This window comes from Thalassolituus sp. (assembly GCF_984348125.1).
In genome coordinates this window covers 1-26,066 of the sequence record NZ_CFHJLR010000007.1, presented here as the reverse complement: position 1 = coordinate 26,066, position 26,066 = coordinate 1, and the positions used below count along the sequence as shown (strand labels likewise).

Annotated in this window: 23 protein-coding genes; 16 read left to right on the top strand and 7 right to left on the bottom strand. The window is 51.7% G+C overall.

Annotated elements, in window-relative coordinates; all coding sequences use genetic code 11:
- Positions 1-166: 166 nt before the first annotated feature.
- From AC5E51_RS06770 to AC5E51_RS06745, 6 genes are all read left to right on the top strand, one after another.
- Positions 167-496: a hypothetical protein gene (locus AC5E51_RS06770; protein ID WP_068434966.1), complete on the top strand. Its 330-nt coding sequence runs from the start codon at positions 167-169 to the stop codon at positions 494-496.
- A gap of 178 nt (positions 497-674) precedes the next feature.
- Entirely contained in the window at positions 675-2,204 is a 1,530-nt protein-coding gene (locus tag AC5E51_RS06765) for an FMN-binding glutamate synthase family protein (RefSeq protein WP_068439223.1), read from the top strand.
- Between the two features lie 254 nt (positions 2,205-2,458).
- A complete protein-coding gene (gene mqo / locus AC5E51_RS06760; RefSeq protein ID WP_491778348.1) occupies positions 2,459-4,009 on the top strand; it encodes a malate dehydrogenase (quinone) in 1,551 nt (516 codons plus the stop codon).
- A 130-nt stretch (positions 4,010-4,139) separates the two neighbouring features.
- Positions 4,140-5,276 carry a Re/Si-specific NAD(P)(+) transhydrogenase subunit alpha gene (locus AC5E51_RS06755; protein WP_076515268.1) on the top strand — a complete coding sequence of 379 codons (1,137 nt, stop codon included), beginning with the start codon at positions 4,140-4,142 and terminating at the stop codon, positions 5,274-5,276.
- 11 nt (positions 5,277-5,287) lie between these two features.
- A complete protein-coding gene (locus tag AC5E51_RS06750; RefSeq protein ID WP_068438061.1) occupies positions 5,288-5,572 on the top strand; it encodes an NAD(P) transhydrogenase subunit alpha part 2 in 285 nt (94 codons plus the stop codon).
- Between the two features lie 14 nt (positions 5,573-5,586).
- A complete protein-coding gene (locus tag AC5E51_RS06745) occupies positions 5,587-6,996 on the top strand; it encodes an NAD(P)(+) transhydrogenase (Re/Si-specific) subunit beta (protein ID WP_076515265.1) in 1,410 nt (469 codons plus the stop codon).
- Between the two features lie 10 nt (positions 6,997-7,006).
- Here AC5E51_RS06745 and AC5E51_RS06740 read toward each other — a convergent pair whose 3' ends face one another.
- From AC5E51_RS06740 to AC5E51_RS06720, 5 genes are all read right to left on the bottom strand, one after another.
- The gene (locus AC5E51_RS06740) at positions 7,007-8,530 is read right to left on the bottom strand and encodes an FAD-binding domain-containing protein (RefSeq protein ID WP_491778347.1); all 1,524 of its coding nucleotides are present in this window, start codon (positions 8,528-8,530) and stop codon (positions 7,007-7,009) included.
- Positions 8,527-9,912, bottom strand: coding sequence for a DASH family cryptochrome (locus AC5E51_RS06735; protein WP_490364037.1), 1,386 nt, complete (start codon positions 9,910-9,912; stop codon positions 8,527-8,529). The genes AC5E51_RS06740 and AC5E51_RS06735 overlap by 4 nt, the downstream gene beginning before the upstream one ends.
- Positions 9,912-10,100, bottom strand: coding sequence for a DUF2256 domain-containing protein (locus tag AC5E51_RS06730; RefSeq protein ID WP_491778346.1), 189 nt, complete (start codon positions 10,098-10,100; stop codon positions 9,912-9,914). The genes AC5E51_RS06735 and AC5E51_RS06730 overlap by 1 nt, the downstream gene beginning before the upstream one ends.
- 1 nt (position 10,101) lies before the next feature.
- Positions 10,102-11,631, bottom strand: coding sequence for a cryptochrome/photolyase family protein (locus tag AC5E51_RS06725; protein WP_491778345.1), 1,530 nt, complete (start codon positions 11,629-11,631; stop codon positions 10,102-10,104).
- 105 nt (positions 11,632-11,736) lie between these two features.
- A complete protein-coding gene (locus AC5E51_RS06720) occupies positions 11,737-12,642 on the bottom strand; it encodes a LysR family transcriptional regulator (protein WP_301378011.1) in 906 nt (301 codons plus the stop codon).
- Between the two features lie 131 nt (positions 12,643-12,773).
- On the opposite strand from AC5E51_RS06720, the gene AC5E51_RS06715 reads away from it, so the two are divergent.
- From AC5E51_RS06715 to AC5E51_RS06690, 6 genes are all read left to right on the top strand, one after another.
- Positions 12,774-14,036 carry a 3-hydroxyacyl-CoA dehydrogenase gene (locus tag AC5E51_RS06715; protein ID WP_491778344.1) on the top strand — a complete coding sequence of 421 codons (1,263 nt, stop codon included), beginning with the start codon at positions 12,774-12,776 and terminating at the stop codon, positions 14,034-14,036.
- A gap of 37 nt (positions 14,037-14,073) precedes the next feature.
- Positions 14,074-15,858 carry an acyl-CoA dehydrogenase C-terminal domain-containing protein gene (locus AC5E51_RS06710; protein ID WP_301378013.1) on the top strand — a complete coding sequence of 595 codons (1,785 nt, stop codon included), beginning with the start codon at positions 14,074-14,076 and terminating at the stop codon, positions 15,856-15,858.
- A gap of 20 nt (positions 15,859-15,878) precedes the next feature.
- The gene (locus AC5E51_RS06705) at positions 15,879-17,060 is read left to right on the top strand and encodes an iron-containing alcohol dehydrogenase (RefSeq protein ID WP_068440064.1); all 1,182 of its coding nucleotides are present in this window, start codon (positions 15,879-15,881) and stop codon (positions 17,058-17,060) included.
- A gap of 20 nt (positions 17,061-17,080) precedes the next feature.
- Positions 17,081-17,515 (top strand): acyl-CoA thioesterase, encoded by a 435-nt coding sequence (locus AC5E51_RS06700; RefSeq protein ID WP_068440066.1) that lies wholly within the window; start codon positions 17,081-17,083, stop codon positions 17,513-17,515.
- A 1-nt stretch (position 17,516) separates the two neighbouring features.
- A complete protein-coding gene (locus AC5E51_RS06695; protein WP_491778343.1) occupies positions 17,517-18,944 on the top strand; it encodes an aldehyde dehydrogenase family protein in 1,428 nt (475 codons plus the stop codon).
- A 72-nt stretch (positions 18,945-19,016) separates the two neighbouring features.
- A complete protein-coding gene (locus AC5E51_RS06690; protein WP_491778342.1) occupies positions 19,017-19,847 on the top strand; it encodes a hypothetical protein in 831 nt (276 codons plus the stop codon).
- A gap of 78 nt (positions 19,848-19,925) precedes the next feature.
- Here AC5E51_RS06690 and AC5E51_RS06685 read toward each other — a convergent pair whose 3' ends face one another.
- Entirely contained in the window at positions 19,926-20,135 is a 210-nt protein-coding gene (locus AC5E51_RS06685) for a cold-shock protein (RefSeq protein ID WP_068440070.1), read from the bottom strand.
- Between the two features lie 301 nt (positions 20,136-20,436).
- Positions 20,437-21,276 (bottom strand): outer membrane protein assembly factor BamD, encoded by an 840-nt coding sequence (locus AC5E51_RS06680; protein WP_139325802.1) that lies wholly within the window; start codon positions 21,274-21,276, stop codon positions 20,437-20,439.
- 88 nt (positions 21,277-21,364) lie between these two features.
- On the opposite strand from AC5E51_RS06680, the gene rluD reads away from it, so the two are divergent.
- The 4 genes from rluD (at position 21,365) to ilvN (ending at position 25,673) form a co-directional block, all read left to right on the top strand.
- On the top strand, positions 21,365-22,330 hold the full coding sequence (gene rluD / locus AC5E51_RS06675) for a 23S rRNA pseudouridine(1911/1915/1917) synthase RluD (protein ID WP_491778341.1): 966 nt from the start codon (positions 21,365-21,367) through the stop codon (positions 22,328-22,330).
- On the top strand, positions 22,330-23,055 hold the full coding sequence (gene pgeF, locus AC5E51_RS06670; protein WP_491778340.1) for a peptidoglycan editing factor PgeF: 726 nt from the start codon (positions 22,330-22,332) through the stop codon (positions 23,053-23,055). The genes rluD and pgeF overlap by 1 nt, the downstream gene beginning before the upstream one ends.
- Before the next feature lie 399 nt (positions 23,056-23,454).
- A complete protein-coding gene (locus tag AC5E51_RS06665) occupies positions 23,455-25,179 on the top strand; it encodes an acetolactate synthase 3 large subunit (RefSeq protein ID WP_068440079.1) in 1,725 nt (574 codons plus the stop codon).
- A 2-nt stretch (positions 25,180-25,181) separates the two neighbouring features.
- On the top strand, positions 25,182-25,673 hold the full coding sequence (gene ilvN, locus AC5E51_RS06660) for an acetolactate synthase small subunit (protein ID WP_068440118.1): 492 nt from the start codon (positions 25,182-25,184) through the stop codon (positions 25,671-25,673).
- Positions 25,674-26,066 lie beyond the last annotated feature (393 nt).

Sequence of the window (26,066 nt, the reverse complement as noted above, 5' to 3'; positions counted from 1 at the left end):
TCCTACCTTTACTTTCCCATTTGTTCTCTTCATTCATGCTGAAAACACGGAAAAATGACACCCGGAAGTTTCGTGTAGTTTTCTGTTATCCGCGATGGAAAAGGCGCCCGTCGCCAGCTAAACCTAAGACTGTACACAGACAGAACTGCTACAGGTAATAAGCATCATGAGCATCAGCCGTCAGACACTCGATCAGTACCTTTTTGAATTCGATCAGAGTTATCAGGTGAGTTACGTAAACTTTTCACGCGCATCGGATCTTGCAGATGCTCAGCTGATTCTCACATTAGAACGGGGTTGTGAACGTAAGACGTTTGCTTTTTCCCAGCCGCATTTTAACGATGTCGATAAAAACCTCGTTGCGAGTAAGGGCTTGTATATCGCAGCGATCAAGAGTTCACCTCTGGCGCCGAACCGGGTCGAGGTGGGAGATATCGATGGTGGATTCGCTTACTTCACCGCGAAGAACGTAAAGAACATCACCCCAATGGCATGAAGCCGGGGTTAAGTTGGCCATGCCACAGCACCAGAAAGCAGCCCTCGGGCTGCTTTTTTTGTGCCTCTGATTTGAGCTCCCTCAAGGGTAACTCTCTGTCCCACCAAGATTGTTGATGAAGTGACTTTTACGACTCAGTAGACTGTTTTACCCTGTGCGGAGACACAGGAGATTCTGCATGACCGATGATATTTTTTATGCCGCCGCTTGGGGCGTCCTTGCTCTGTTGGCGCTTTTTCTGGGTGGGCTTCTGCTCGGTACGCTCTGGTTTCTCTGGGCCTATGTCTCGGATCGCCTTCAGACTCAGCACACGGTGCGACGGAACTTTCCGGTCATCGGACGCTTTCGTTACCTGTTCGAGCACCTGGGCGAGTTCTTTCGACAGTATTTTTTCGCCATGGACCGCGAAGAAATGCCGTTTAACCGGGCAGATCGTAGCTGGGTGTATCGTGCAGCTAAGAATCTGAGTACAACGGTCGCTTTTGGCTCGACCCGGCGCCTTGATACCGCCGGTACCGTGATGTTCGTCAACAGTCCATTTCCTTCATTAAGCAAAGACCTGAGCGAGTCTCAGGTACTCACCATAGGTAAAAACTGTCGTAACCCATACAGCACCAGCGCGCTGATAAATATCTCTGGTATGAGCTACGGCGCATTGTCTAAACCTGCGGTACAAGCGCTGTCACGGGGCGCGAAGAAAGCGGGCTGCTGGATGAACACCGGTGAGGGTGGCTTATCGCCGTATCACCTCGAAGGCGATTGCGACATCGTATTTCAGATTGGCACCGCGAAGTACGGAGTACGGAAAGAAGATGGCTCGCTGGACGACGAAAAGCTGATAGAAATCGCACATCGTCCTCAGGTGAAAATGTTTGAAATCAAACTGAGCCAGGGGGCCAAGCCCGGAAAAGGCGGTATCCTGCCCGGCGCCAAAGTCGGAGAAGAGATTGCAGCGATCCGACATATCCCGGTAGGGGAAGACTCAATCAGTCCTAATGGCCAGCCGGAAGTCCGCTCAGTCAGTGATCTGCTCGATATGATTAACCATGTGCGCGACATTACGGGTAAGCCTACCGGGTTTAAAGTCGTACTGGGGGGCAATGATTGGATAAGGGACCTGTGTCGCGAGATCCATCTGCGCGGCAAAGACAGTGCGCCCGACTTCATTACTTTAGATGGCGCTGAGGGTGGTACCGGCGCGGCACCGCAATCGTTAATCGATTACATGGGGCTACCGCTGGCTCAGGCGCTCCCTATGCTTGTGGATACCCTTGATGAATTCGAATTACGTCCACGGATAAAAGTTATAGCCTCAGGCAAACTGATCACGCCCGACCGGGTGGCCTGGGCAATCTGTGTCGGCGCAGACTTTGTTACGTCGGCACGCGGCTTTATGTTCGCCCTAGGCTGTATTCAGGCTCTGCAGTGCAACAAAAACACCTGTCCGACTGGCATTACAACCCACGACCCCAGGCTGCAGCGTGGTCTGGTTCCAACAGACAAGGCGGAGCGAGTCGCTCACTTTGTCCGTACTCTTGTTAACGAAGTCGGTGTTATCGCACACAGCTGCGGTGTTGAAGACCCGCGTCAGTTACAGCGGCATCATGCGCGTATGGTGCAGCCGAATGGCGAAGCAAGGTTGTTATCAGAGTTATACGGGAAGGAAGGCTTCCACCCACCTACCGAAGGCGCTGCCGAGGCCTCCTGAAAGTATCTCCTCTCCGCGGCAGGGTAAGGCTGCCGCTTGTCCACAACCTGACTTTCGTATAACCCGTATGGATACGCAAACATTTATCTATAAGCTCTGACTTATACTTATAATAAAAAACTATACAGATTAGCTGTTCAGCGTTCGTTGTATCATAGGCACATATTAAGACAGTCAGGGCCACAAGCCCGGCAGTCACTGCGCACACCCGCGCTAATCGGACAATATGATCTTCGCCTACTGGAGAAATCAAGATGGCAACGAATAAAGTAGATGCACTGCTCGTGGGCAGTGGCGTAATGAGCACAACACTGGCGACATTACTAAAGAAACTGGATTCTTCGTTGAATATCCTGATGGTAGAGCGCCTGGATCAGGTTGCAGCCGAAAGCACAGACGGCTGGAACAATGCCGGTACGGGTCATGCAGGCTACTGCGAACTCAACTACACACCTCAGAGTGCCGATGGCGACGTTGCAATCGAACGCGCGCTCACTATCAATGCCAATTACGAGATTTCACAGCAGCTGTGGTCATCTCTGGTGGAGTCTGGCGATCTGCCGTCACCTGATCAATTTATTAATTCAACGCCGCATATCAGCTTTGTCTGGGGCAAAGAGAACGTTGAGTTTCTGCGCAAGCGCTACGAAAAGCTGAAAGACCATCACCTGTTTGCTGACATTGAGTACAGCGAAGATACTCAGACACTGACTGAGTGGATGCCACTCGTTATGGATGAGCGCGTTGACGGAGAACCTGTTGCGGCGACACGCGTTGCTTACGGTGCTGACGTTGATTTCGGTTCTCTTACCCGCAACATGGTTACCAACTTAGAAAAGAAAAATGGTTTTGACCTGCGTCTTGGCCATGAAGTTACCGCTCTGAAAAAGAACGGCGGCAACAACTGGCACGTTACTATCAAAAATCGCAGCACAGGTAAGAAAGAAGCGATCACGGCAGGATTTGTATTCCTGGGCGCTGGTGGTGGTGCATTACCTCTGCTGCAGAAATCAGACATTCCTGAAAGTAAAGGCTACGGCGGTTTCCCGGTATCAGGGCAGTGGCTGGTATGCCAGAACGAAGATGTAATTAAACAGCATCATGCCAAGGTGTACGGCAAAGCAGCCATTGGAGCACCTCCTATGTCGGTGCCACACCTCGACACACGTATCATTAATGGCAAACCTGCATTGTTGTTCGGGCCATATGCTGGGTTCACAACGCAATTTCTTAAGGCAGGATCACGTCTAGATCTGTTAAAATCCGTCAGCGCTAATAATCTGAAACCCATGATCGACGTAGGCCTGAATAACATGGATCTGACCCGCTATCTGATTAGCGAGGTAATGCAGTCACACAAAGACCGTGTTGCAACACTCCAACAATACCTGCCTTCTGCTAAAGCAGAGGACTGGACGCTGGCACATGCTGGTCAGCGCGTGCAGATTATTAAGAAAGATGAAAAAGGCCGCGGCAAGCTTGAGTTCGGCACCGAACTGGTTGCTGCTGAAGACGGTACTCTGGCTGCGTTACTGGGTGCATCTCCGGGTGCATCCGTGGCTGCCCAGGCTATGATCGAAGTATTAGAGCGCTGTTTCCGTATGCGTATGGACGGTGGTTGGAAATCAAAACTGAAGGCTCTGGTGCCTTCTTACGGTGAATCTTTGGTAGATAACGCACATCTGCTGCAGGATATTCGTCGTCATACTCTGACTACTCTGGGGTTGCAGGCAGTCGCCGGCAAGGAGACCTCAGGCGAAACTCACCACCAGGAACGACAGGAGCAACGCCGTTCCTTTGGCTGACAGACGTTTCATGTAGTTAATTCCATATTTACAAAAAAGCCGCTTATGCAGTCAGTAACCTGACCGCAGGCGGCTCTTGTTTGTTTTAAAAACTTCAGACTTTAAATTTAAATTAACAGGAGTACTAACCATGCTGATTGGTGTACCTAAGGAAATTTATCCTGGGGAAGCCCGGGTTGCCATTATACCTTCGGGTATACAGGCACTACTGGACAAAGGCTTTTCAGTCGTTGTTCAGGAGGGTGCAGGCGATGGCGCACACTTTGGTGACGAAGAATATCGTGCATGCGGTGCAAGCATTGCCCCGTCTGCAGAGTCTCTTTATGAGCAAGCCGATATTATTCTGAAAGTGCGCAACCCTCAGGAAGAAGAGCTGCCTCTGCTGAAAGAAAACAGCACGCTGATCTGCCTGATGGACGCCTGGTTTAATCTGCCAATGGTAGAAAAGCTGGCGGCACAGAAAGTACGCTCTTTCGCTCTGGAATTTATTCCACGTACAACCCGTGCACAGTCTATGGACGTACTCAGCTCGATGGGTGCAATCAGCGGTTACCGTTCTGTACTGACCGGCGCTATGGCTCTGCCTCAGTATTTCCCGATGCTGATGACTGCAGCGGGCACCATCCACCCGGCTAAAGTATTCATCATCGGTGCAGGTGTTGCCGGTCTGATGGCTATTTCTACTGCCCGTCGTCTGGGTGCTGTTGTAGAAGCGTACGATACGCGTGCCGAAGTACGTGAGCAGGTTGAATCTCTGGGCGCTAAATTCGTTGAATTCGACCTTGAAACGGAAGAAGGCAATAGCTCTGGTTACGCTAGCGAGAAATCAGAAGAATTTTATCGTAAGCAGCGTGAGCAGATGACCACCAAGATCTCTCAGGCAGATCTGGTAATTACGACCGCTGCTATTCCAGGTAAGCCATCTCCTCGTCTGATCACCAAAGACATGCTGCACTACATGAAAAAAGGTTCAGTGATTGTCGATCTGGCAGCAGAGCGTGGCGGGAACGTCGAAGGCACTGTGGCGAACGACAAAGTATACCTCGATGGCGTGACGATCATCGGTTATACCGACCACCCGGGTCGTGTTCCTGTGCATGCTTCCCAGCTTCTGACCAAAAACATTTCTACCTTCCTGCTGAACATGGCGGACGAAGGTGAACTGTCTGTAAATATGGAAGACGATATCGTCGCGGCTACCCTGGTAACCGAAGACGGTGAAGTAAAACACGAAGGGCTCAGTGCTCAACTGGCTGGTAACGCGTAAGGAGTAGTCTTATGGAAATGTTTATCCTGAGCCTCACGATTTTTGTGCTGGCTGTATTCGTTGGTGTGGAAGTGATTAACAAAGTACCGCCAACTCTGCACACGCCGCTTATGAGTGGTACTAACGCTATTTCGGGCATTGTTGTTGTGGGTGCCATCATCAGTTCTGGCGGCAGCGAGCACACGACGGTCCTGTCGACGGTTCTGGGTGTTGCAGCGATCGCGCTGGCGACCATCAATATTGTGGCGGGCTTTATGGTTACCGACCGCATGCTCAACATGTTTAAAAAGAAGTAAGGGGCGATTAATTCATGGAAACTGTAATTAACATCGGTTATCTGGTCGCCGCCGTACTCTTTATTCTCGGCATTAAAGGCATGACCAAGCCAAAGACAGCGGTTCGTGGTAACCAGATGTCGGCAACGGGTATGCTGGTGGCGATTATTGCTGCGCTGCTCGACAATAACGTTGTCAGCTACGAATACATCATTATTGGTGTGCTGATCGGCGGTGCAATCGGTGCGTTTATCGCCAAGAAAGTCGCAATGACAGACATGCCTGAACTGGTTGCTGCATTGAACGGTATCGGTGGTGGTGCATCCCTGTTGGTGGCATCGGCTAACTACCTTGAAAGCCAGAAGCTGGCTGAGATGGGTCAGTTTGTTCCTACGTACGATTGGTCTATCGCCGTTATTCTGTCGATTCTGATCGGTGCTGTGACTCTGACCGGTTCTTTTATCGCGGTTGGTAAGCTAAAAGGAAAAATCGGCGACGCTAAGCAGGTCCGCCTGTTCAAGTGGATTGTAAAACTGAGCCTGGCAGCTCTGCTGGCGGGTGCAGCTTACTTTGCTGCGGTCGATCCTGTTAACTCTGATCTGCTGATCGCGGGTCTGATTGTTCTGTGTCTGATTCTGGGTATCTGTCTGGTAATGCCAATTGGTGGCGCTGACATGCCGGTAGTGGTTGCACTGCTGAACTCATACTCAGGTCTGGCGGGTGCGGCTGCGGGTTTCGTGCTGGGCAACAATGGCCTGATCATTACCGGTTCTCTGGTAGGCGCATCCGGTATCATCCTCACCAGCATCATGTGTAAAGCAATGAACCGCTCACTGACGAACGTTCTGTTCGGTGGCTCTATGTCTGAAAGCTCAGGCGTAAGCCGTTCAGAAAACGATGCTTTCTACGAAGGCAAAGTGAAGTTCTCTTCCGCTGACGAACTGGCGATGCTGCTTGATGGCGCTCAGAACGTTGTATTTGTTCCGGGTTACGGTTTGGCGGTTGCACAAGCTCAGCACGCGACACGTGAACTGGCTGGTATGCTGGAGAAGCAGGGTGCGAAAGTTAAATACGCAATTCACCCGGTTGCCGGTCGTATGCCGGGCCACATGAACGTACTGCTGGCGGAAGCGGAAGTACCGTACGATCAGCTGGTAGAAATGGACGCGATCAACCCTGAATTCTCGCAGACTGATGTTGCGATTGTTCTGGGTGCGAACGACGTTGTTAACCCAGCGGCTGCAGAAGATCCGAATTCACCTATCTTCGGTATGCCAATTCTTGATGTACACCATGCTAAGACTGTCGTTGTTGTTAAACGTGGTCTGTCACCTGGCTTTGCAGGTATTCCTAACGAACTCTTCATCCGTGATAACTCACTCATGGTGGCAGGCGATGCTAAGAAGGTTCTGCAGGATACAATTTCGGCGTTGAAGGACCTGTAAAGTTCGCTGTTTAAAACAACGTCATTTGGCCCGCATCGCGGGCCTTTTTTTTGCCTGTCATTCGTCGGCTTGAATTACGCTTTCGCGAGCCATGCTTTTCACCGATTAGCTGAGCAGTGGTAAAGAATTCAGAGTCACGAACGGATTTCAGGTCGGCTCTGGCTCGTCGGGTTGCCGCGGCGAAGTCGACCAGAGGAGCAGGGTAGTCTTCGCCAATAATACAGTGTGAATTTTCCTGAATTGCTCGTGGCATTAACCAGGGCTCGAAGATCCATTGATCTGAGACATGCTGTAATTCGGGCACCCAACGACGTACAAACAGACCTTTGGCATCCAGTCGTTGCGCCTGAAGGATAGGGTTGTACATGCGCGGAATATTAATCCCGGTAGTCCCTGCCTGCATCTGCACCTGCGGATAGTGAATGCCCGGCTCATAATCGGTAAACAGAGATGCCAGATAGCGCGACACAGGTTGCCAGGGCAGAGCTAGGGGGTAGGATGCGATCGAAATCAGCATGGCACGCATGCGGAAGTTTACCCAGCCGTTGGCAATTAAGTAGCGCATGGAGGCATCGACCATCGGCCAGCCAGTGTTGCCTGTTTTCCAGGCCTCGAATTTTTCCTCATCGAAAGGGCGGTTGAGCTGCTCTGTCAGTGGATGAAGATTCTGAATTTCCATATCCGGCTGATCTTCGAGCTTCTGAATAAAATGGCAGTGCCACCACAGCCGGGATTCAAATGCCGACAGACTCGCCTTCCAACGCCCTTCCGCTGCTCGCCGCCGGTTTCGAACCGCCTGCACAAGCTCGCGCATACCGATGCAACCCACTGCCAGATAAGGGCTTAACCGTGAGCAGCCATTTTCTGCTGTTAATGGAGAGCTGATTGAGCCACGGTAGTATTCGCCGCGTTGGTTCAGAAAGTCCGAGAGTATTTTTACACCTTCTTCACGCCCTCCTTTTTGCGGCTGCTGCACAGAAGGCAGCTGGCAGGAAATACGCTCTGGAAGTTGTTCGGGTTTCAGAAAATTCTCGTTTCGATCAAGGGTCAGGAAATTAATGTGATCGGGTATTGGATATTGCGTCTGCGTCATCCATTGATTCCAGTGGGATGCCCAGTCATCGCGATTACGGTTAGGCCGTCGCACGCCGTTCTGCGGGTATTCTGTCCACGGAATATTGGATTTCTTAAGTAGCTTTTTTAATTTCAGATCACGTGAGAAAGTCCAGAGATTGCCAGTTTCTTCATGGCTGTGAATCCCCTGAATGTTCAGAACTTCTGTCAGCTTATTAAAACGAAGCACCGCATCTCCGCTCATACAGATGAGTTCGCCACCGAGCCTTTTCAGTTGTTGATTCAGATCGATCAGGGCTTCCCGTGTGAATGCCCACTGGCGTTGACTGGTGTCATCCAATTGCCAGTAATCAGGCTCAAAAATATAGAGTGCCAGTACCGTTCCCGATTGCGCAGCGTGCCAGAGTGCAGAGTGATCCTGTAAGCGCAGGTCACGCTTAAACCATACTATTTGCGTCATGATTTAATATCAAAAGCCGGTACGGTAACGACGGGCGGAGGGAAGGACGCGAGAAGTTTTCTTCCTGCCTGATGATCAAGAACGTCCTGCAGACTATTCTCTTCTATTTCCGGGCACCACCGCCTGATATGACTGAGTTCTGGATCATATTGATGAAGCTGTTTGTTCAGGTTGAACTCACGAACGGGTCTTGGGTCGTGACCGACACCTGCAAGGTAGGCCCAATTTCCATAGTTACTGGCAACGTCAAAGTCGCACAGATACATCTCAAACCAGCGGGCACCCAGTCGCCAGTCCAGCTTAAGTTGGTGAATAAAGTAGCTGGCCATATTCTGGCGCAGGCGGTTTGAAACAAAGCCGGTATGTCTTAGCTCGCGCAGTCCTGCATCAATCATAGGGACGCCCGTACTGGCATTACACCAGGCCTGCCAGTGGACACTATTGTCTGAAGCTTCGATTTTCTTTCTCTGGATTCCTGAGCGTGCAAACAATCGGTCGCCATGCACTCGCATTGACCAGTGGAAGTACTCCCGCCAGAGCAGTTCGAATCTGAGCCAGTAGGTATGCTCTGTCTCACCATAGCTGGCTTCAAACTTAAGTATTTCATGCCAGATATAACGCGGCGATAGACAGCCCCAGGCAAGCCACGGACTGAGACGACTACTGAAGTTCTCACCGGTCAGTGCGTTCCTCGTTTCTTTATAATGAGTGATGGCTTTATCGTCCCACACATAACGACTTAGCCACTCTATCCCTGGTCTTTCTCCTCCATGACAGCCGAGTGAAACCGCGTATTCGCTGCCTGGCCAGCTGATAGAGGCACTGGTTCTCAGTGGTTGTTCATGGATGTGAAGGCGGGTTGTTTCTGCGCTTTCAGGGATATAAAAAAGCTCTGGTCTTTTTTCGACCGTTTTTCTGAATTTAGAAAAAGATGCAGGAAAGTCGTTCAGTAAGGTGGCCATTTGTGCCTGACTGAAGAGTGTCTGACTTTCGTAGGTCACCAGATCAATGTCGTATTCTTTAACCGCTTCCAGCCACTCTTGTTCTTCAGGGGCCTGCGCATCCGAGGTGAGCAGCCTTATGTCGCCACACAGTTCATCTCTGAGTCGAGTAATGATGTCGACTGGGTGACCATGATACATATTGAAGTTAATGGTCTGATCTTCAAGCTGTCGATGAAGATCAATCAATGAGGCTCGCAGGAAATGTGCTTTGGCACTCCCCAGTCTGCTCATGCCATCATCATCTGTATTCAGCCAGTGCTCGGGTAAGATATAGATGACAGCGAGAGGCGCGCCATATTCGACGGCCAGCCGAAAGCCTTCATGATCATGTAGGCGCAGATCATTCCGCAGCCATAATACTTGAGTCGTCTTTTGCATCAGAACTCGTCTTCCACACTCGCGCTGGCGCAAAGATTTGCAGCGGGTGTTGATTTAGCAGCGCGCTTACAGCGCTGTGAGCAATAGCGTACGTTGTCCCAGTCACGCGCCCATTTTCTCCGCCAACAGAAAGGGCGTAGGCAGTATTCGCAGTTCTTTTCCGGCAGGTTCAATTTTTTATGTGCCATATCAGAGGTCATCTAGGCGGCTCAGTAAGTCGTCGGCGCGGGCAATAATCCGATCTTTTTTATCGTCCTTCATCCGCTCGAGAGTCCGGTAGATCATCCCCATTCGATGGTTGTTTTTGAAATCCTCACGGTGACGGTCGATAAAATGCCAGTACAGACTGTTAAAGGGACAACTGTCCTCCTCCGCCTGAGTTTTGACTGAGTAATGGCATTGCGAGCAGTAATCCGACATTTTATGAATGTAATTTCCGGAAGCAGCATAGGGCTTGCTCCCCAGATATCCACCGTCGGCATGCATGACCATGCCAAGTGTGTTGGGAAGCTCAACCCAGTCGTAGGCATCGGCGTATACCGCGAGATACCAGTCACAGATTTCTTCAGGTTTAATTCCGGTAAGTAACGCGAAGTTACCCGTGACCATTAAGCGCTGAATATGATGTGCGTAGGCATGATCAAATGTGTTTTTAAAACAGTCGGCCATGCAGGCCATCTTCGTATCGCCATCCCAGTAATAGCGGGGCAGTGAGCGCTTGTTCTTCAGCGTGTTCTGTTTCGCGTATCGGGGCATGTGAAGCCAGTAAATACCTCGCACGTACTCGCGCCAGCCGATAATCTGGCGAATAAAGCCTTCTACTGCATTCAGGGGGGCACGATCTTCGTCCCAGGCACGTTGGGCAGCATCACATACTTGTTTCGCTGTCAGTAATCCGCAGTTCAGGTAGGGAGAGAGCAGGCTATGAAACAAGGCTTTTTCACCGCGCACCATAGCGTCCTGAAAATCACCGAAATTGCTGAGGCAATGCTGAATAAAAAAGCCTAGCGCGGTTGAAGCCTGGCTTCTTGTAGTCGCCCAGTGAAATTCATCGAGCGAACCTGGGTGATCTGCGAAGTTCTTTTCGACCAGTTCTATGACTTCACGGTCGATATCATCGCGTTCAAACACAGGAGGGTTAGGAAAGGGAGTTTTGCCATCCCACTTTTTGCGGTTATCGGCGTCGTAATTCCATTGTCCGCCCTCTGGGTTGTCGTCTTTCATCAGGTAACCGGTTTTACGGCGCATTTCCCGATAAAAGTATTCCATACGTAGTTGCTTGCGACCGTCGGCCCAGTCTGTGAACTCTTTTGTTGTGGCGATAAAGCGATCGTCGCCATACACATCGACCGGGATGTTCAGTGATTTTGACCATTCCCGGTCCATCGCATTCTGCAAACGGTATTCACCACATTGGGTCAGGATCAGGCGCTCAGCCGAATACTCTTTTGCATAGTGCTTCACTACGTCGAACAGGGATTTGAAGTTTCCCTGACTGTTGTATTCGTAGTAATCCACCTGCCACCCCGCATCTCTCAACTCCTGTGCAAAATGGCGCATGGCGCTGAAGAGCAGAGCGATCTTCTGTTTGTGGTGTTTTACGTAGGTGGCCTCATCGCGGACTTCGGCCATGATCAGCCGGTCCACCTTCGGATCGAGAACGCGAAGGCTTGCGAGGTCGTGTGTCAGCTGGTCGCCGAGAATCAGCCCGAGGTGCATAAGTTATACATTTCTACGTTGTTTGGTATAACTAATGTATAACTATATGGCTGGATTTGCCAGTGTGCGAGTCCGTCAACGACGCGGGTTGCGACGGTTCATCCGTCAGATCTCAGTAAATTCCTGCTGTAAAGTGCTGATAAGCCACTCCAGCGCGAGGTCATCGCCCCGCAAGGAAGATGTGATAATGTCGACATCAAACGGTGGTATCGGCAGAGGCAGCGAAGCCAGCGCGATAGGTAGCAGCCCTGCATACTGGTCGGCCATGCGTTTTGGCAGCACTACGACCATATCGTTGCCAATGATGAGATGCGTGGCGCCAAGGTAATTGGGCGTGACAAGAACGATCTCACGCTCAAGGTTGTTATCGTCCAGCCACATATCGACAACCCCCCGGTGTTGCCCACCCGATACCCATATGTGGCGTAAGCCAAGAAATCGTTCCAGATCCAGCCCGGAGGTCAGGTCCAGTTGCTGTGGGTCATAGGCGACAACCAGATCCTCCTTCAGAAATCCTGTGCGGCGAATGCGGGGCGGCAGCTCTCCGAAGCGTCCGATGCACAGGTCTAAGTTGCCATCTTCAAGCGCTTTCGTCGGCGTATCCGGTGGCAGATCAAGAATGTCGAATTCGATTCCGGGCGCCGTTGTGCGCATGTAAGCCAATAAACGTGGCATCAGCGCCAGTTCGGCGTAGTCTGTAGTCGCTATCCGAAAACGGCGGCGGCTGGATTGAGGATCAAATTGATGACCGCCGGACAACGTGGTCTCGATTTGTTGAATGGCCTGACGTATCGGCCCTTCCAATGATAATGCCAGTGCCGTCGGTTGCATGCCCTGTGCGGTGCGGATCAGCAGTTGATCGTCGAGCAGGCTGCGCAGGCGGTTGAGAGCATTGCTGATGGCCGGCTGGCTCAGAGCCAGCTGGTCGGCGACCCGCGATACGTTGCGCTCGCGCATGAGGGCGTCAAAGATGACCAGCAGGTTGAGGTCAAAGTTGCGGATATTCATCATCACAATAAGCTATATCACTATGTTTAATTTCATGTGCTTCTTCAATCTTGGTCAGAATGAGCCCAGAAGCTGATCGAATAAGCATAACAACTCAATAGTAACCCGGATAACAATCCGGACAGGCAAGGTATATGACTCAAGCGAATCTCCCCTCAAGCGTAAACGACATCCAGCAGGTTGCAGTGATTGGTGCGGGCACCATGGGCCGCGGCATTGCTATCTCATTCGCGAATGCAGGCATCAAAGTGACTCTGCTCGACCTGAACGAAGACGTACGGGCGCAAGCTATGAGCTACATCGAAGGCATCTATGCCGGCATGGTAAAGCGTGAGCGTATCACTCAGGCTCAGGCGGACGAGCGCCTGGCCTGCTTCAGCCTGAGCGGAGACTACGCTGACATTGCCGATGTGCAGCTCGCGATTGAAGCGGTCTACGAAAATATCGACCTGAAAAAAACCATCTTCAAGCAGTTGGATGAAACGCTGAATGCGAACGCTATCCTTGCGACCAACACGTCATATCTCGATGTTGATGCCATTGCCGCGGCGACTTCACGCCCAGAGCAGGTACTCGGTCTGCACTTCTTCAGCCCAGCACACATTATGAAGCTGCTTGAGATTGTTCGCGGTGAGAAGACTGCTCCTGCGGTACTGCAGCTGGCTGAAGATCTGGGCCAGCACATTGGCAAAGTCGCCGTTGTCGCAGGTAACTGCCATGGCTTTATCGGTAACCGCATGCTGGAGCCTTATGTGTTTCAGGCGCGCCGACTGCTGTTAGAGGGAGCACTGCCAGCGCAGGTCGATAGCGGATTGCAGAACTTTGGTATGGCGATGGGCCCGTTCCGTATGTACGACGTTGTCGGTATTGATCTTGAGTGGCGCTCGCGTCAGCTCTCGGGAGTGCAGCTCCCTGAAGGCTCTCCTGAAGAACTGAATGTCCGTGTGGACAACCAGCTCTGTGAACAGGAGCGCTTCGGTCAGAAATCAGGTAAAGGATACTACCGCTACGAAAAAGGCAGCCGTGAGGCCATCGTCGACGAATCGGTTGAAGCATTGATAGTCGAAACTTCAGAAAAAGCCGGCTTCACCCGCCGAGATATCAGCGATGAGGAAATCGTTGATCGCTGCATTCTTGCGCTGGTGAACGAAGGCGCGAAAATCCTTGAAGAGGGCATTGCCCGCAACAGTGCCGATATCGATAAGGTCTACCTGAATGGTTACGGCTTCCCGAAAGAGCGCGGCGGCCCTATGGCATACGCCGATGAGTGCGGTTTAAGCGATATTCTTGCTCGTACACAAGCACTGACCGATAAGTTCGGTGAGGCATGTGCGCCAGCTCCGTTGCTGAAAAAACTCGCCGAAAGTGGCGGTAAGTTTTCAGATATCGCTAACTGATACCCAGAAAATAATAAATTAAAAACAGGTTACAGATATGACAGCCTATAAAGCCCCTTTGCAGGATATGCGTTTCGTATTGCACGAAGTACTCGACGCTACTTCACATTTTGCCCGCCTCGGTCGTGATGATCTGACGGCAGAAATTGTCGATGCCGTTCTGGAAGAAGGCGCAAAATTTAATGAGGGCGTACTGGCACCGCTGAACCGTAGTGGTGACGAAGAAGGGATTCACTTTGAAAATGGTGAAGTAAAAACACCGGAGGGTTTCCCAGAGGCGTATCAGCAGTTCTGTGAAAACGGCTGGGCCTCGATGACCGGCAGTGAAGAGTTTGGCGGTCAGGGCTTTCCTGTATCGATGGCGGCGCCATTTCAGGAAATGATGATGAGCGCCAATCTGTCGTTCCGTGTGTATACCGGCCTGACGGACGGTGCTGTGTTCGCGCTGAACATGCATGGCAGCGACGAGCTTAAAAATACGTATCTTCCGAAAATGGTCTCCGGCGAATGGACCGGCACCATGTGTCTGACCGAACCTCATGCCGGTACTGACCTTGCCCTGCTGCGCACCAAAGCCGAGCCACAGGCAGACGGCAGTTATGCAATCTCTGGCACCAAGATTTTTATCAGTGGTGGTGAGCAGGACATGACCGACAATATTGTTCATCTTGTACTGGCTCGCCTGCCGGACGCACCACCTGGGGTGAAAGGCATTTCGCTCTTCCTTGTGCCAAAAGTGCTCGAAGACGGCAGCCGCAACCCAGCGGTATGCGGCTCGATAGAGCACAAGATGGGCATCAAAGCCGCAGCAACCTGTGTGATGAATTTTGATAACGCTAAAGGCTGGCTTGTCGGTACAGAAAACCGCGGTCTGGCGTGCATGTTTACCATGATGAACGATGCACGTTTCCAGGTGGGCCTGCAGGGTCTGGGCGTTGCTGAAATGGCGTATCAGGGCGCCGTCGAATACGCTATTGACCGTTTACAGTCGCGTTCGCTTTCTGGTCCGAAAGCACCAGAGAAAGCGGCCGATCCGATTATTGTTCACCCCGATGTACGCCGTATGCTGCTGACTCAGAAAACGTTGGTCGAAGGCTGCCGTATTCTTGCGTACGAAGCGGCTCAGTATCTGGATATGGAGCAACACCATCCTGACGTTGAAGAACGTGAAAAGGCCGCAGTGCGCGCTGCGCTGCTGATCCCGGTTGTGAAATCCTTCCTCACTGATATGAGCGCAGAAGCCGCTAACCTGGGCATGCAGGTGTATGGTGGCCATGGCTTTATTCGCGAATGGGGCATGGAGCAACTGGTACGCGATGGTCGTATCACTCAGATTTATGAGGGCACCAACGGTATTCAGGCACTGGATCTGATGCGTCGCAAAGTGATGGGCGATCAGGGTGCCGAGCTTTCTAAATTGCAGGACGAAATTGACGCTTTATGCGAAGCGAACGATCTGCATGAATCTTTGCGTGAGCAAGTCGCTGCACTCACTTCCATGAATGCTCACTGGCGTAAGCTGGCGCAGGACATCATCAAGCGTGCGGCCAATAATCCGGAAGAAATCGGCGCCTGTGCGACCGACTTCCTGAATTTCTCATCGTATGTTCTTCTGGCTTACGGTTGGCTACGTATGGCGCTGACAGCGCAGAAGAAGCTTGATGAAAAGTCGGGCGATCAGGATTTTTATGAAGGGAAACTGGCCTCATCGCGTTTCTATTTTGAGCGTATTCTGCCGCGTGCAGAATTGCATCGCCAGGTACTACAAACGTCGGCTGATAACCTGTTTGGCCTGACAGCAGAGCAGTTTGTCCGCCACTAAATAATCAGCAGAGAATAATAATGACAGCTTTTACGTTTACAACGACACGCACCATCATCAATGAGCCGGGTTCAGCCCGGCGCCTGGCCAGTATCTGTGAAGAGCAGGGTGCGCGTAGCGTCATGCTGGTAACTGACCCGGGCATTATCAGTATTGGCTTGCTTGAGGACGTACTGCCAGCATTTTCAGAATCGGGTATTCAGTTAACACTGTTTAAAGACGTTGAAGCCGACCCGGCTGACAGCACGGTCATCGACGCCGCGAATCAGGCGCGTGCTGCTAAAGCCGATTATGTGGTGGGATTTGGCGGTGGTAGCTCGATGGATGTCGCCAAGCTGGTGGCCTTACTGGCTCACCCAGAGTGCAAACAGCCGTTAAGCGATATGTACGGTGTTGGCAATGCACGTGGTAAACGTCTGCCTTTATTGCAGGTGCCTACTACGGCAGGCACAGGCTCTGAGGTTACTCCCATCGCTATCGTTACCACAGGTGCAACGACTAAGGCGGGCGTGGTTTCTCCCGTTTTACAGCCCGACATTGCTTTATTAGATGCCGAGCTGACCAAAGGCCTGCCAGCGCACGTTACGGCAGCGACCGGCATTGATGCCATGGTGCACGCTATTGAAGCCTACACCTCTGTGCATAAGAAAAACCCTGTGTCCGACATGCTGGCGAAAGAAGGGCTGCGCCTGTTGTCATCGAACCTCATGGCTGCTGTTAACGAAGGGCACAACCTCGAAGCGCGCAGTAATATGTTGCTCGGTGCGCTGTATGCTGGTCAGGCATTTGCCAATGCGCCAGTGGCGGCAGTACATGCACTGGCGTATCCACTGGGTGGCCATTTCCATATTCCGCATGGTCTGAGTAATTCCCTCGTATTGCCGCACGTAATGCGGTTTAACGCAGCGGATAAACAAGCGGCAGCACAGTACGCGGAATTAGCGCCCTATATTATGGGAGCTGATTTCTCAGAAACATCAGCCGGGATCAGCGATGAGGAGGTTACTAACACTCTGATCGCCTGGCTTGAACAGCGGATCAAAGAGACCGGCCTGCCAATGAGGCTGCGGGAATGTGACATCCCGGAAGATGCTGTTCCTATGCTGGCCAGTGAAGCCTTGCTGCAGCAACGTTTGCTAATTAATAACCCACGCGAAGTCACCGAAGCGGATGCGCTGGCTATTTACACCGCCGCTTATTAATTTTGAAAAAAGGATGACCCATGAGCAGTGAAAAACCGCTGTCACGCAGTGACTATAAAAAGTTCGTCCCCATTACTACCCGCTGGATGGATAACGATATCTACGGCCACGTTAACAACGTGACTTACTATTCTTATTTTGATTCGGCAGTTAACCGCCATTTAATCGAAGAGGGTGGGCTGGATATTCATGATGCGCCGATTGTTGGTTTCGTGGTCAATTCACATTGTAATTACCTTGCCCCGATTGCCTACCCAGACGCCATCGAAGTTGGCCTGAGAGTCAACAAGCTGGGCAACAGCTCAGTGACCTATGGTGTCGCTATCTTCAAAGAAGGCGAAGATCAGGCCTGTGCCTTTGGCGACTTTATTCACGTATTTGTGGAACGCGCGGCCAATAAATCCGTCCCAATTCCTGAACCGATACGAAATGCACTCTCGCAACTGGTGATCTGACATGAGTAAGACCTATCCCTACTATCTCGCAGGCGAAGCGGTATACGCCAATACAGACCTGAAAGTTACCGATAAATACAGCGGAGAAGTCGCTTACGAAGTGCCACTGGCGACGCCGGATGTTCTGGATGAAGCCATTGCAGCGGCCGAAGGCGCAGCCGAAGCGATGCGTAAAATGACGGTTTATGAACGTCAGGCTGTTCTTGAGCATTGTGTGAAACGCTTTACCGAGCGCGCTGACGAACTGGCCGAAGCCTTGTGTATTGAAGCCGGTAAACCGATTAACGATGCGAAAGGCGAAGTAGGTCGCTTAATCGACACCTTTAAAATCGCGGCGGAAGAAACACCGCGTATGCTGGGCGAGACTCTGCCATTGGATATCAGTCCGCGCGCCAAAGGCTATCGTGGTATGACTCAGCGCGTGCCTATCGGCCCGTGCGCATTTATCAGCCCGTTTAACTTCCCGTTGAACCTGGCTGCACATAAAGTCGCGCCGGCGATTGCGGCGGGTTGCCCGTTCGTATTGAAACCAGCCAGCATGACGCCGATTGGCGCTCTGGTGATTGGTGAAATTCTCGCAGAAACTGATCTCCCTAAAGGGGCGTTTTCTATTCTGCCGTGTCGCCGTGACAGTGCCGATATGCTTACCGAAGACGACCGCCTGAAGCTTCTGAGCTTTACCGGTTCTCCTGAAGTTGGCTGGGCTTTGAAAGCCCGTGCTGGTAAAAAACCGGTCGTGCTGGAACTCGGTGGCAACGCTGCATGTGTTGTCGATAACGACTGGGATCTCGATGATGCGGTTGCCCGTGTCATCATCGGTGCTTTCTACCAGTCGGGTCAGAGCTGCATCGGTGTTCAGCGCTTGTATGTCCACAGCGATGTGTATGACACGTTCAAAGAAAAACTGCTGACTAAAACCAAGGCACTGAAAAGCGGCGACCCGAAAGATCCGGAAACCTTTATTGGTCCGATGATTTCCGAAGGCGAAGCGGAACGTCTGCATGGCTGGATTAAAGACGCTCTGGATCGCGGTGCGACCTTACTGTGTGGTGGTGAGCGTGACGGCAATATGCTGCAGGCATCCTTGCTGGAAAAAGTACCAGCGGATTGCGAACTCAGCGCGGAAGAAGCGTTTGGCCCCGTGGCTATTTTAGAGCCGTTTGATGATTACGACGCTGTTCTGAAAAAAGTAAACGACAGCCGCTACGGTCTGCAGGCGGGTATCTTCACCCGCGATCTGTATAAAGCACAGAAAGCTTGGGATGAGCTGGAAGTCGGTGGTGTCGTGATTGGTGATGTGCCGAGCTGGCGCGTCGACCATATGCCATACGGGGGTGTAAAAGACTCAGGCATTGGCCGAGAGGGCATTCGCTATGCTCTTGAAGATATGACAGAGTTGCGCCTGATGGTAGTGCGCACGCCGCAGTAATGTCATCAGGGATGGCCGCACTCTGCGGCCATCCCGAATAAACACTCTCAACCAGGGATATAAGGTACCTTCATGGCTGTAACACGTATCACTCCAAAATATATAAATACCACGCTACCGAGATTCATTGCTTTCAGTCTTTTGATGCTGACAGCCTCGTTTTCTTTCGCTCAGTCTAAAGTCGATCGCCTGATGGAGCTTTCAGGTATTCAGCATCAGTTGGCATCCATTGGCCCAATGATGGCATCTGGTTTATCTCCAGAGTCGACGGGTATGAGCGACGCAGCGCTGAAGAAGTCAGGTGATGTTCTTGCCAGCGCGTTCCGTGAAGATAAGCTCGCTGATCATGTGCGTGGCGAACTGAAATCTTCTCTCAGCGACTCTGAAACCGAGATCATGCTTGAGTGGTACAAGTCAGATAAGGCTAGCAACATCACAGAAGCGGAAAATAACGCGACTCTGGTCCAGCCACAGGTGTTGATGGGCGAAGTACAGAAGCTTCAGGACAGAACCAAATTGTTGTCGCTGGCTTCAGAAGTTGCTGAACTGAGCAACGCAGCCGACATGATGATGGAGTTTCAGAAGCGAATCGCTCTGTCTGTGTATGCCGCTGTATCTGCCAAACAGAACCCAGATGAGCCAATGGATTTTGATGCGGTTGAGCCAGTTATTGATGCTCAGTTGCAGGCCGTAAGTGGTCAGATGGATCAGATGGTCGTTGCGTACATGGTATACGCCTGGAAAGATATTCCAGAAGCTGACCTGGAAGAATACGTGGCAGTGCTGCGTACAGAGGCTGGTCGGGCTTTCACTCAGACATCGACGTCATCTATGTTGAATGCGATGAATCTGGCGTTCTCTGATGCGATGCACAGTCTGGCGGACATCTGGAGCGAGGAGTAATTCGCCTCCGCTTTTCTTGAGCTATAAAAAAAGCGCAGTCGGTTTCCCGACTGCGCTTTTTTATGCATCACGTTCTGATTACAGAGCGACGATGTTCTCAGCCTGTGGGCCTTTCTGGCCTTGAGTTACAGTGAACTCAACACGCTGGCCTTCAGCCAGAGTTTTAAAGCCAGAACCGGTGATCGCGCTGAAGTGAGCGAAAACGTCAGGGCCAGATTCCTGCTCGATGAAGCCGAAACCTTTAGATTCGTTGAACCATTTTACTGTGCCAGTTGTTTTATCAGACATAATTTTTACCTTTCGGATTGTATTCAGTGGTGTCCCGCATGACACAAAGCCACGCTAAGGACGATAAAGCATGAAATAAGGCTGAACTTAGAAACTACAAACCGAGGTATTACAGCTAACTGACATCGAGATGGAGTATTTAGACAGGAGACTTTCTTTCTTGCCAGAAGGACTATGGGCTTGGTTCGGCTATCTGTCAATATTTATCGGCGAAACAGCACGTTTGGGTAACAAAAAATTCATTTTTCCTGCCAGCTGGGCGGGGTCAGGGGGCTGGCAGGGTGAAAATCAGTCGGGCTGATCAGTCGATCAGGCCAAAGCTGATGATGTTCCAGAAGCTGCGACGGTCGACATCTGCCAGTCCACTTTCTTCCAGCTGGCCATCCACCAGTTGTGGGTGATCCGGATAGTTCAGCTTCAACAGCGCCAGTGATTTCTCAGCCAGCTCGTCCATTTCCAGCAGCTGGTAAGCCTCAGTCATGATCGCCAGCGCGTCTTTAACATACGGCGTCTTCTGGTAGTGGATCAGAACTTCTTCACAGCGGTTTGCCGCAGCAAGATAAGCATGACGCTTCATATAATACTTAGCGACGTTGATCTGATAGCTGGCCAGACGCTCACGCAGGTAAACCATGCGGGCACGCGCATCGGCGTTGTATTCGCTGTCAGGGAAGCGGCGCAGCAACTCAGAGAAATACGCGAATGAATCCTGCAGGGGCACCGGGTTACGGTACTCTGTTTCATCACTCAGGTAGCGCTCGACGAAGGCAAAACCCAGCTCGTAGGTTGCCAGACCGCGCATATAGTAAGCGTAATCAACTTTCGGATGCTGTGGGTGAAGACGGATAAAGCGCTCAGACTTAGCCAGAACACCTTCCATGTCTGACATCTTGAAGCTGACGTAAATCAGCTCAAGCTGAGCTTGCTCTGCGTACTGGCCGAACGGGTACTCGCTTTCGAGTCGCTTCAGGCGGTCTTCCGCGATCAGCATGTTATCGTCGTCGATGGCCTCGCGGGCTTCTTCGTAGTACTCGGCTTCGGTACGTACTTCACGTTCAGGGTTCGAAGAGCAGGCGCTCAGGCCGGCTGAAAGAAAAGACGCTGTGATCAGTGCCAACAGGATGGACTTTATGGAGTGCATTCTCATACATCTATATAATTTCGCGATACGCCGTATTAGAACACAACTGCGCGTCATCATCATCCGTCGCGCACATTAAAGGTTTCCTATGTCTGACCAGATAGACCACACCATTGAAGTTCCCTATCAAGAGGGTAACAAACGCCTTGATCAGGTGGCCGCCAAGCTGTTCCCTGATTACTCACGCTCGCGCCTGCAGCAATGGATCAAAGATGGCCAGCTGCTGGTGAACGGCAAATCTGTCCGGGGGCGCGATAAGGTGGTTGGTGGTGAGACCCTGACCTTAACCGCCGAGCTGGAGGCTGAGGGCGAATGGGAGCCAGAAGATATCCCGCTGGATATCGTCTACGAGGATGATGACATTCTGGTATTGAACAAACCGACCAACCTCGTTGTTCACCCAGCGGCGGGTAATCGCACCGGCACCTTACTCAACGGTTTGCTTTTTCACTGCCCTGATCTGATCAATATTCCGCGCGCGGGCATTGTCCATCGTCTCGATAAAGACACCACGGGCCTGATGGTAGTAGCCAAGACATTACAGGCGCAGACGCACTTAGTCGCTCAGCTGCAGGACCGCAGTATGGGGCGAGAGTACGAGGCGGTAGTGCAGGGGCACATGGTTGCGGGTGGTACGGTCGACGAGCCGATTGGCCGCCACGGCACGCAGCGCACCAAGATGGCCGTTAGCCCTATGGGTAAAGAAGCGGTCACTCACTATCGTGTCTTGCATAAGTTTCCGTCGCATACCTACATTCGCTGCAAGCTGGAAACTGGCCGCACGCATCAGATTCGTGTGCACATGTCGCATATCAGCCACCCTCTCGTTGGTGATGCTACGTACGCTGCCCGCACCCGATTAAAGAAAGGCGTCAGCCCAGAGTTACGCGAAATGCTGGCAAAATTTCCGCGACAGGCACTTCATGCAAAAGCCCTGACGCTGATTCACCCGCGTACCGAAGAAATCATGGAATGGGAAATCGAACTCCCGGATGACTTTGTTGAACTGCTGAATACACTGGCCGACGACGAAGCCCTGCAGGACGACTATTAATGATCGACCTGCATGAACCCGAATGGTCATTGCCGGAAGGCGTTCACGCTTACTATTCGGGTCGGCGCGGCGGCGTTTCGTTAGCGCCGTATAACGGATTTAACCTTGGCGATCATGTGGGTGATTTACCCGAATCCGTGGCCGCTAATCGAGCGACACTGCTTGATGCTTTGCCCGGCGTTTCAGGCATCCAGTGGCTGAAGCAGGTACACGGTGTTGAGGTATTTCAGGCAGCCGCTGACTCACTCAGAATAATCCCAGAAGCCGATGCGGCTGCCACCACAGAAGCAGGTATCGCCTGCGCTGTGATGACGGCCGACTGTCTGCCTGTGTTGTTCTGTGATCAGAGCGGCGACAAGATCGCGGCTGCCCATGCTGGTTGGCGTGGCCTGGCTTCGGGCGTCTTGCTCAACACTCTTAAAGAGTTCTCTGATGTGTCTCAGGTAAGTGCTTACTTATGCCCGGCGATCGGGTTTGAAGCCTTCGAAGTTGGCCCTGAAGTTAAAGGAGCCTTTCCCGATGCGCCCGAAACCTGCTTCCGCAAGGGAGAGGGAGATCGCTGGTATGCAGATCTTTTTGAGCTGGCTCGTTGGCAGCTCATCCGTGCGGGCATTGGCAGTGTGCACGGAGGAGGGATCTGCACTTTCGAAGACGAAAGTGGGTATTTTTCTTATCGTCGTGATGGTGTCACCGGCCGTCAGGTCAGCCTGATCTGGAAAGCGTAAAACCTGCCCCGTTTTCAGACTGGATAATACCGTTGCTGAAACCTTACTGAGTACAGTGATAAAAACCGGCCTGAGCCTTGATTTTACAGGGGTTTGGTGGTTCACACATTGATCAAGTACTGATAGAATAAACGCCATAAATGACAGCTCACCCAATGCTACACACCCGGAGCGCGGTGATTGTCATACATGGCCTTTGATGCGGTTACCCTCCGTGCCTGGCCCTGACCCCGGTTTCCTGGACCAGGCACCCGGTATCTGATGACGAACTAAGAGTGACTCATCCAGCCTTTTAAGGGATTGCCCCAACCGTTCCGTTTGAGCTGTTGATGGTGCAGACCCGACTCGAACATACGTAACTCGTGCTCAACGGTGAGCACAAGAACAGAGGATTTTACGGTGGAATTAATTTCCGGCGGAGACATGCTGGTTCGTGCACTTCACGAAGCAGGTGTTGAATACGTTTATGGTTATCCGGGCGGCTCGCTGCTTCACGTTTACGACTCGCTGTACAAGCAGAGCGCAGTGAAGCACGTACTCGTCCGTCATGAGCAGGCCGCTGCTCATATGGCTGATGGTTATGCGCGCGCGACGGGTAAAGCGGGCGTGGTGATGGTTACTTCTGGTCCGGGCGCAACAAACACCATTACGGGTATTGCGACGGCCTTTACTGACTCCATCCCTATGGTCGTTATTTCTGGTCAGGTAATGAGCCACTTAGTGGGCGACGACGCCTTCCAGGAAACCGACATGCTGGGTGTATCGCGTCCTATCGTTAAGCACAGCTTTGCGGTTCGTCGTCCTGAAGACATTCCAGAGATCGTTGCTAAGGCGTTCTACATCGCCAACACCGGTCGCCCTGGTCCGGTTGTGATCGATATTCCGAAAGATATGACGATGCCGAACGAGCGTTACGAGTACGTCTATCCGAAGAAAATTAAAATGCGTTCTTACACGCCGCCACAGCGTGGTCACTCAGGTCAGATTAAAAAGGCCGTTGAGTTGCTGCTGGCTGCTAAGCGTCCGGTAATCTACTCCGGTGGTGGTGTCATCATTGATGGCAGCTCCGACAAACTGCGTGCGCTGGTTGATCGTCTGAACTTCCCATGCACTAACACCCTGATGGGGTTGGGTGCGTATCCGGGCACTGGCGAGCGCTTTATCGGCATGCTGGGTATGCACGGCTCTTACGAAGCCAACATGACCATGCACAACGCAGACGTTGTTATCTGTATTGGTGCGCGTTTTGACGACCGCGTAACCAATGCGACCAGCAAGTTCTGCCCGGATGCAAAAATCATCCACGTCGATATTGACCCATCATCAATCTCTAAAACCATTATCGCTGACGTGCCAATTGTTGGCCCGGTAGGTGCGGTTCTCGATGAAATGATGGCACTGCTCGACGAAGCCAACGAAACACCCGATGCAGAAGCACTGGAAACCTGGTGGAAACAGATCAACGAATGGCGTGAGCGTCATGGCGGTCGTTACGAGAAAAACGACAGCCAGCTGATGAAGCCGCAGGAAGTGATCGAAGCCATGTGGACTGCCACCAAAGGTGATGCCTTCATTACCTCTGACGTAGGTCAGCACCAGATGTTCGCGGCACAGTACTACAAGTTCGACAAGCCGAACCGTTGGATCAACTCCGGTGGTCTGGGCACCATGGGCTTTGGTTTCCCGGCGGCGATGGGCATCAAAATGAACTTCCCGGATGACATGGTGGTATGTGTTACTGGTGAAGGTTCGATTCAGATGAACATTCAGGAACTGTCGACCTGTCTGCAGTACGGCATTCCGGTGAAAATCCTGTGTCTGAATAACGGCTCACTGGGTATGGTTCGCCAGTGGCAGGACATGAACTACGAAGGTCGTCACTCGCACTCCTACATGGAGTCATTGCCTGACTTCGTTAAGCTTGTAGAAGCTTACGGACACGTTGGCATTCGCGTGACCGACCGTGATCAGTTACCACAGGCGCTTGAAGACACCTTTGGTAAATACAATGACCGTCTGGTATTCCTCGACGTAGCAGTTGATGAAACCGAACACGTATATCCAATGCAGGTACCAACAGGTTCTATGCGCGATATGTGGCTGAGCAAGACGGAGCGTACCTGATCATGAGACATATTATTTCAATCCTGCTTGAAAACGAGCCAGGCGCGTTGTCCCGCGTTGTTGGATTGTTTGCCCAGCGTGGCTACAACATCGAAACCCTGACAGTGGCACCGACAGAAGACGAGACACTGTCTCGTCTTACCATGACTACCACAGGTGACGAGCGCAAGATCGAACAGATCACCAAGCAGCTCAACAAACTGGTTGAAGTCGTTAAGCTGGTTGACCTGTCAGAAGGCCCGCACATCGAGCGCGAGCTGATGCTGATTAAAGTCAAAGCGATTGGTGCACAACGTGCTGAAATCAAACGTACTGCCGACATCTTCCGCGGCCAGATCGTTGACGTTAGCCCAAGCGTTTACACCATCCAGCTGACAGGCACGAGCGACAAGCTCGAAGCCTTCATCGAATCCATCGGTGCTGGCTGCGTACTCGAAACCGTACGCACTGGTGTCTCTGGTATTGCACGCGGTGAGAAAGTACTGAGTCTGTGATGTAGGGTATTTGCCTGCAGCGTTTGGTGTGTATTGCGCTCAAACGACAGCGACTCAAATAAAGGGCCTTCGGGCCCTTTTTTATTGGTCGATTTTGTTGCCTGCTCACCTGAATATCATCACGTAGGGCAGATGCGCTTGCCCGTCTTGGGGGAGCGTAGTAACTTAACCCTATATCAAATCAGAGCTTATGAACTTCGAATGAAGTTTTTGAGCAAGCCCTCGCCGAAATAACAGGTGTGCGCGTTTTTCTGGAAGGGAGATATGAGTTATGGAAGATTCTTCAATGCAATCAATAGGCTACCTCGGAAACCTCGAAAGAGTGTCTCAGGATAAATGCGCACGCACACTAATAAGCTAATGAAATGGACACCCCTCCCTTACACTGAAACT